The sequence below is a fragment of the Microbacterium sp. genome (genome assembly GCF_031178525.1).
In the GTDB taxonomy this organism is placed as follows: Bacteria; Actinomycetota; Actinomycetes; order Actinomycetales; family Microbacteriaceae; genus Microbacterium.
Genome location: NZ_JAPSJA010000134.1, coordinates 1 through 6,964 on the forward strand (window position 1 = coordinate 1; position 6,964 = coordinate 6,964).

The window sequence follows — 6,964 nt, forward strand, 5'->3', positions numbered from 1 at the left end:
CGCCTAGCGCAGGTTACTTGCTGGCGGCGAAGGCTTCCTGCGTGTCGGCCAGCGACGCCTGCAGCTCGGCGGCCGGCGTGTCCGCGAGCACGGCGGTGCCGCCGGAGACCTCGAGCACGCCGTCCTGCACGTCCTGGTTCGTCTGGTAGATCTCGACCAGCTTGTTCAGCACCTCGTTGTCGGCGTCCTCGGAGCGGACCGCGAAGATGTTCACGTACGGCAGGGCCGACTCGTCCGATGCGCTGTCGACCGCGATCGCGCTCTCGGGGTCGAGGCCGGCCTTCGTCACGTAGTCGTTGTTCGCGATCGACGCGGCGACGTCCGGCAGCGACGTGAGCGTGAGGTCGGCCGCGACCGTCTCCACCTTCACGCGCGACGAGTCCTCGATGATGTCCTCGGGCGTCGAGTAGGCGCTGCCGCCGTCCTCGAGGGCGATGAGGCCTGCCGACTGCAGCACGAGCAGGCCGCGTGCGAGGTTCGTGGCGTCGTCCGGCACCAGCACGGTCTCGCCGTCAGGGATGTCCTCGGGCGAGTCGTACTTGTCGGAGTAGAGGCCGAGCGGGTAGATCGCCGTGGCGCCGATCGGCTGGAGGTCCTCGCCGCTCTCCTCGTTGTACTGCGCGAGGAAGAGGATGTGCTGGAACTGGTTGATGTCGAGATCGCCCGCCGTCAGCGCGGGATTGGGCTGCGAGTACTCGGTGAAGTCGACGATCTCGAGCGCGATGCCCTCCTCCTCGGCGGCCGCCTCGTACACCTCCCAGTAGGGGTCGCTCGCGCCCACGACGCCGAGCTTGACCGGACGGTCCTCGCTGCCGAGCTCGGCGTCGGCCGAGGCGGTGCCGGATGCGCAGCCGGCGAGGGCGAGGAGGCTCACGGCGGCGAGCGGTGCGATGAGGCGGGTGGTGCGGGACATGACGGTGCTCCTTCTGGGTGCTGTCCTTCCACGCTAAGCACGCATCGTCGAGGCGCGAATCCGAGCGACACATGACGCAACACGCGCCCGGCTGCCGCCCCGGGGATCACTGGAACGGAGCGGCGACCGCGTTGCGGTGGTACTCGAAGATGATGCTCGTGCGCGTCGAGGCGACCGACTGCTGCGCGGACAGGTGATCCACGACGAATCGGCGCACGTCGCTGGATCCCTCGACCGCGATGTGCACGAGGAAGTCGTCGACGCCGCCCACGAAGAACAGCTGCAGCACCTCGGGCAGCCGGCGCACCTCGTCCGCGAACTGCACGATCGCGTCGTGTCGAGAGCCGGGGCGCAGCGTGACGCCGACCATCGCCTGCAGACCGCGCCCCAGGCGGTTGTGGTCGACGCTCGCATGGAATCCGCGGATCACGCCGCGCTCGACGAGCGAGCGCATCCGGGAGTGAGCGGTGGACGGCGCGACGTCGAGCGCGACCGCGAGGTCGGCGTTGGTGATGCGGCCGTCCTGCTCGAGGATCTCGACGATCCTCTCGTCCAGTTCGTCGAGCTCGGCGGGTCGCAGATTCTTCGCCACCGGCGGGGATGATGTCGCGGGCACGGACGCCCCTCCCTGATCTGTGGCCTTCCTCCGAAGGATCTTCGGACAGGATCGCATGAACGCGAAGGAACTGCGATGCTCTCGGGCATGCGCATCGGCATCCCCACGGAGATCAAGAACCGCGAGTACCGCGTCGCCATCACCCCCGCGGGCGTGGACGCGCTCGTCGCCCACGGCCACGAGGTGCTCGTGCAGTCCGGCGCGGGCGTCGGATCGCGGGTCAGCGACGACGACTACGAGGCTGCGGGTGCGCGCATCGTGGCGGACGCCGCCGACGTGTGGGGCGAGTCCGAGCTGCTCGTGAAGGTCAAGGAGCCGATCGCCGCCGAGTACGGTTTCCTGCGTCCGGATCTGACCCTGTTCACGTACCTGCACCTCGCGGCCGACGCCCCCCTCACCCGCGCGCTGCTCGATGCCCGCACCACGGCGGTCGCCTACGAGACCGTGCAGCTGCCCGACCGGTCGCTGCCGCTGCTGATGCCCATGAGCGAGGTCGCGGGGCGGCTGTCGATCGTTGTCGGCGCGTACAACCTGATGCGCGCGCAGGGCGGACGCGGCCTGCTGCCGGGCGGCATCGCCGGCACGCCGCGGGCGAAGGTCGTCGTGATCGGCGGCGGCGTCGCCGGCGAGCACGCCGCGGCGAACGCCCTGGGGCTCGGGGCTCAGGTCACGGTGCTCGACGTGTCGCTGCCGCGGCTGCGCGACCTCGAGCGCCGCTACGGCGGCGCGCTGCAGACGCGCGCCTCCACGCGGTACGCGGTGGCCGAGGCCGTCGCCGACGCGGATCTGGTGATCGGCTCCGTGCTCATCCCCGGTGCCGCGGCGCCCAAGCTCGTGACGCTCGACATGGTCGCGGCGATGAAGCCCGGGTCGGTGCTCGTCGACATCGCGATCGACCAGGGCGGCTGCTTCGAGGGGTCGCACCCCACGACGCACGACGACCCGACCTTCGCGGTGCACGATTCGCTCTACTACTGCGTCGCCAACATGCCCGGCGCGGTGCCCGAGACCTCGACACGCGCGCTGACGAACGCGACGCTGCCGTACATCCTGCAGATCGCCGATCACGGCTGGGACGCCGCCGCCGCGGCCGATGCGGCGCTCGCGCGGGGCCTCAACGTGCAGGGCGGCACGATCGTCAACGAGGGCGTGAAGGCCGCGTTCGCGAGCTTCGCACTCGCGCACTGAGGCGCGTCGGCGTTCAGCGCTCCGCGTCGCGAAGCTCGTCCACGACGAGGTTCCCCTCATCGATCGTGCCGTTGCGGTAGGCCTGCCGGCCGACCATGTGCGCGCTGAGGGGCGCTGTCGCGAGCTGGATCAGCACGACCGGCACGAGCGACGCCACCACGGTCCACGACCGCAGCGACAGCGCCACGGCCGTCGCGATCAGCAGCAGGCCCAGCACCTGCGGCTTCGTCGCGGCGTGCAGCCGGGACGGCACGTCGCCGAAGCGCAGCAGGCCGATGCCTGCCGTGACGCACAGGAGCGCACCGAGCAGCACGAGCACGAGAGCCACGACGTCGACCACCATCACTGGTCCCTCCGCGCGACGAAGCGGGCGACCGCGATGGACCCGAACACCCCGATCGCGGCGATGATCAGCATGATCGGGATCGACCTGGTGTGCTGGTTGATGACCATCTCCGCGCCGAGGATGCACAGCACCTCGGTCAGCAGGACGTCGCTCGCCACCGCACGATCGAGGATCGACGGGCCCACGACGATCCGCACGATGGTCAGGGCGGCCGCGATCGCGAACGTGACGAGGATGACCGCGATCAGGACGGACTCGATGCTCATCGCGTCGCCTCCGTCCGTGCGTTCTTCAGCGCCGCGAGCTCGGTGCGCGAGCCGACCGCGCGCACGATCCGCTCCTCCCACACCAGGATGTGGCGGCGCTGCCTGTCCGCGTCCGCCTGATCGCGGATGCCGAGCACGTGCAGGTAGAGGATGCGCCGCTCGCGGTCGGCCTCGACGATGAGCGATCCGGGGATGAGCGACGACGTCACGGCGACGTGGCTCATGACGAGATCGGCATCCGTGCGCAGCTGCACCGCGATGATCCCGGATGTCGTCTCGCCGGGGCGCAGCGTCTGCCAGGCGACCGTGACCGCACCGCGCATCAGCTCGCCGAGGAACAGCAGCACGAAGACGAATCCGTACCAGAGGTTGACGCGGCCCGAGAGCTCGGCCGTCGGCAGGTGGAAGACCTTCGTGACGCCGAGCGCGACCGCCACGCCCGTGACCGCGGCGAGCACGGTGAACTGGCCCCACAGCATCATCCACAGCAGGACCAGCCACACGAAGAACGGCAGCTGGTTCCAGAGGCGCCGCAGGGCGGATCGACGGTCGGGCATCGTCACCGCACCTCCCCGCGACTGTCGGTCGCAGTCCGCGACGCCGCGCTCCTCGCGGCGGTCTTGCGCATCACGACGACTCCTCCACTTCGCCGAGGTCGACGAGCGAGACGGGCTCGAGCAGCGCCGATCCGATCCGGTCGCAGATCTCGTAGAGGGGTCCCGCGAACACCGTCAGCCCGACCGAGACGGCGACCATGCCCATCGTCGCGGCCGTCATGATGCGCGGGATGACGCGTCGCTCGCTGACCTCGTCGGCAGCGACAGCCGCGCCGAGGTGCTGGATGCGCGCCTCGGTCTCGACCGAGTCGTCCTCCTCGCGCCAGAACGAGAGGTTCCAGGCCCGCATGAGCGCGTACAGCGTGAGCAGCGACGTCACGATGCCGCCCGCGATCAGCGTGTACATCAGCGGCGTCCCCACCTGAGCCGCCGCGTCGAACAGCGCGAACTTGCCGATGAAGCCGGAGAACGGCGGCAGTCCGCCCAGGTTCAGGGCCGGGATGAGATACAGCGCGGCGATCAGCGGGGCGGCCCCGAACAGGCCCTTCACCTTCAGGATCGACGTGCTTCCGGCGCGGCGCTCGATCAGCCCCACCGCGAGGAACAGGGTCGTCTGCACCACGATGTGGTGGACCATGTAGTAGATCGTGGCGCCGATGGCGGCCTCGGTCACGATCGCGAGCCCGAACACCATGTAGCCCACGTGGCTCACGAGGGTGAATGACAGGATGCGCTTGAGCTCGGCCTGCGCGACCGCGCCCAGCACGCCCACGATCATCGTCGCGAGCGCCACCACGAGCAGCAGGACGTTGACGTCGCTGTCGGGGAACAGCTGGGTCTCGGTGCGGATCAGCGCGTACACGCCGACCTTCGTCAGCAGGCCCGCGAACACCGCCGTGACCGGAGCGGGCGCCGTCGGGTACGAGTCCGGCAGCCAGAACGACAGCGGGAACACGGCAGCCTTCACGCTGAACGCGACGAGCAGCAGCAGATGCAGCAGGAGCTGCACGTTGTCGGGCAGCTCGCTCATCCGCTCGGCGATCTGCGCCATGTTCACCGTGCCGAGCGCGCCGTAGATCACCGCGACCGCCGAAAGGAACAGGATCGACGACACGAGCGACACGACGATGTAGACGACGCCCGTGCGGATGCGCGACTCGGTGCTGCCGAGCGTGATCAGCACGTAGGACGCGACGAGCAGCATCTCGAAGCCGACGTAGAGGTTGAACAGGTCGCCGGCGATGAACGCGTCGAAGATGCCGGCCGCGAGGATCAGGTACGACGGGTGGAAGATCGACACGGGCGTGTCGTCGTCGCCGTCGGCGGCGCCCTGCCCGACCGAGAACAGCAGCACCGCGAGCAGCACCACGCTCGACACGGCCACGAGCAGGGCCGCGAGCCGGTCGACGTACAGGACGATGCCGAACGGCAGCGGCCAGCCCGCGACGGTCACGGCCAGCGGCGTGCCCGCGTCGACGATCACGAACATCGCGACGGCGAGCGCGAACGTCAGCGTGAGCGTGCTGATCGAGACGCCGACCTGCAGGCGCCGCCGATGACCCGCGATGAGCGTGATCGCAGCGCCGGTCAGCGGCAGTCCCACGACGAGCGGCACGAGGAGGCTCGGGGTCATGATCGGTCCCCCTCTTCCTCAGTGGTCTCATCGTCGGCGGATCCCGGCCGGGATGCGGAGCGTGGTTCGGGCGCGGGTGCCGATCCGGTGGCGGTCGCGTCGTGCCATCCGGATCCGGGGCGGGGCCTGTCCACGGGTGCGTCGGGCAGGAGGCCGAGCCCGTCGGCGCCGTCCAGGGCGCGCAGGGGCGACGCGATCGCGTCGACGAAGTCGGTCGTCGCCTCGTCCCCCGCACCCTCGGCGAGTGCGCGCTCCGCCTCGGCCGCGCGCGCACGCAGCGACAGGTCCTCGGCGTCGTCCTCGACCGTGTCGGCCTGGCCGAGCTGCCAGGAGCGGTAGATCAGCGCGAGCAGGAACGCGCTGACCGCGAACGTGATGACGATCGCGGTGAGCATCAGCGCCTGCGGCAGCGGATCGCTGCGCGGGCCGCGATCCCCGGGGTACTCGGCCTCGCCCGCGAAGGGCGCGACGCCGGGGAAGCCCATCACGATCATCAGCAGCAGGTTCGTGGCGTTGCCGAGCAGCAGGAAGCCGATCAGGACGCGCGTCAGGCTGCGCTCGAGCATGGCGTACACGCCCGCGGCGTACAGCACGGCCATCACGATCACGAGGGTGAGGGAGACGCTCATCGGGCCTCCTCCTCTCGCGGCGCGCTCGCGTGCCAGCTCGTCTCGTCGTTCTTGCTCTGCCGGTCGACCTCGGCTCCCAGGCTGCGCAGCACGTCGAGCACGAGCCCGATGACCACCAGGTACACGCCGACGTCGAAGATCGTCGACGTCACGAACTCGATGTGCCCGACGAGGGGAAGATCGGCCTCGAACACCGCGCGCGTGAGCGGATCGAAACCGAACACGAGCGGCAGCAGGGTCGTGCCGACGGCGAGCAGCATGCCGCTGCCGAGCAGCCATCCGGCATCGGTCGGGGCCGCGACGCCGAGCTCATACCTGCCGCCCGCGACGTAGCGCATCACGAGCGCCATGCCGGCGACGAGGCCGCCCGCGAAGCCGCCACCCGGCAGGTTGTGTCCGGCGAAGAGCAGGTAGATCGACACCACGATGATCGTGTGGAACAGGATGCGCACGATCACCTCGAGGATGATCGAGCGCGACTCGGCGCTGAGCTTCTGGCCGCCGACGAGCCACGCGCGCGGCTGCGCCCGATTGCCCGCGTTCTGCACCTCGACGCCGCCCGTCGTCTCGACGAGCGGCCGCCGCGGCGCGCCGAGCCGCCGCGTCCGAGAGGGGCGTCCGACGCCGCCCAGCCCGCGTGTGAGGCGCTGCAGCGTGTCCTTGCGGTCGGTCACGAACACGAGCGACGCGACGCCCGTCGCCGCCAGGATCAGCACCGACAGCTCGCCCATCGTGTCCCAGCCGCGCAGGTCGACGAGTGCGACGTTCACGACGTTCTTGCCGTGCCCGATCTCGTACGCGAGCTCCTCCCAGCCG

General features: G+C 70.2%; 9 protein-coding genes. 1 reads left to right on the plus strand and 8 read right to left on the minus strand.

The features are described 5' to 3' along the window. Positions 1-13: 13 nt before the first annotated feature. Complete coding sequence (locus tag RIF89_RS09375; RefSeq protein WP_309068853.1) at positions 14-913, minus strand: MetQ/NlpA family ABC transporter substrate-binding protein; 900 nt, start codon at positions 911-913, stop codon at positions 14-16. A 106-nt stretch (positions 914-1,019) separates the two neighbouring features. Continuing rightward, positions 1,020-1,505 carry an Lrp/AsnC family transcriptional regulator gene (locus RIF89_RS09380; RefSeq protein WP_309068854.1) on the minus strand — a complete coding sequence of 162 codons (486 nt, stop codon included), beginning with the start codon at positions 1,503-1,505 and terminating at the stop codon, positions 1,020-1,022. A gap of 111 nt (positions 1,506-1,616) precedes the next feature. Here RIF89_RS09380 and ald point away from each other — a divergent pair, with 111 nt between their 5' ends. After that, entirely contained in the window at positions 1,617-2,717 is a 1,101-nt protein-coding gene (ald, locus tag RIF89_RS09385) for an alanine dehydrogenase (protein ID WP_309068861.1), read from the plus strand. Positions 2,718-2,730: 13 nt separating this feature from the next. Here the strand turns inward: ald and mnhG are convergent, their stop codons facing one another. From mnhG to mbhE, 6 genes are all read right to left on the minus strand, one after another. After that, positions 2,731-3,060: a monovalent cation/H(+) antiporter subunit G gene (gene mnhG / locus RIF89_RS09390; RefSeq protein ID WP_309068855.1), complete on the minus strand. Its 330-nt coding sequence runs from the start codon at positions 3,058-3,060 to the stop codon at positions 2,731-2,733. Beyond that, positions 3,060-3,329, minus strand: coding sequence for a monovalent cation/H+ antiporter complex subunit F (locus tag RIF89_RS09395; protein WP_309068856.1), 270 nt, complete (start codon positions 3,327-3,329; stop codon positions 3,060-3,062). The genes mnhG and RIF89_RS09395 overlap by 1 nt, the downstream gene beginning before the upstream one ends. Continuing rightward, positions 3,326-3,886: a Na+/H+ antiporter subunit E gene (locus RIF89_RS09400; protein WP_309068857.1), complete on the minus strand. Its 561-nt coding sequence runs from the start codon at positions 3,884-3,886 to the stop codon at positions 3,326-3,328. Before RIF89_RS09400 ends, RIF89_RS09395 begins: the two co-directional genes overlap by 4 nt. A 70-nt stretch (positions 3,887-3,956) precedes the next feature. Then, positions 3,957-5,519 carry a Na+/H+ antiporter subunit D gene (locus RIF89_RS09405; RefSeq protein WP_309068858.1) on the minus strand — a complete coding sequence of 521 codons (1,563 nt, stop codon included), beginning with the start codon at positions 5,517-5,519 and terminating at the stop codon, positions 3,957-3,959. Then, on the minus strand, positions 5,516-6,148 hold the full coding sequence (locus RIF89_RS09410) for a Na(+)/H(+) antiporter subunit C (RefSeq protein ID WP_309068859.1): 633 nt from the start codon (positions 6,146-6,148) through the stop codon (positions 5,516-5,518). The genes RIF89_RS09405 and RIF89_RS09410 overlap by 4 nt, the downstream gene beginning before the upstream one ends. Then, positions 6,145-6,964, minus strand: an 820-nt coding sequence (gene mbhE / locus RIF89_RS09415; RefSeq protein ID WP_309068860.1) for a hydrogen gas-evolving membrane-bound hydrogenase subunit E, incomplete at its 5' end; no start/stop codon positions are given. The genes mbhE and RIF89_RS09410, both read right to left, overlap by 4 nt.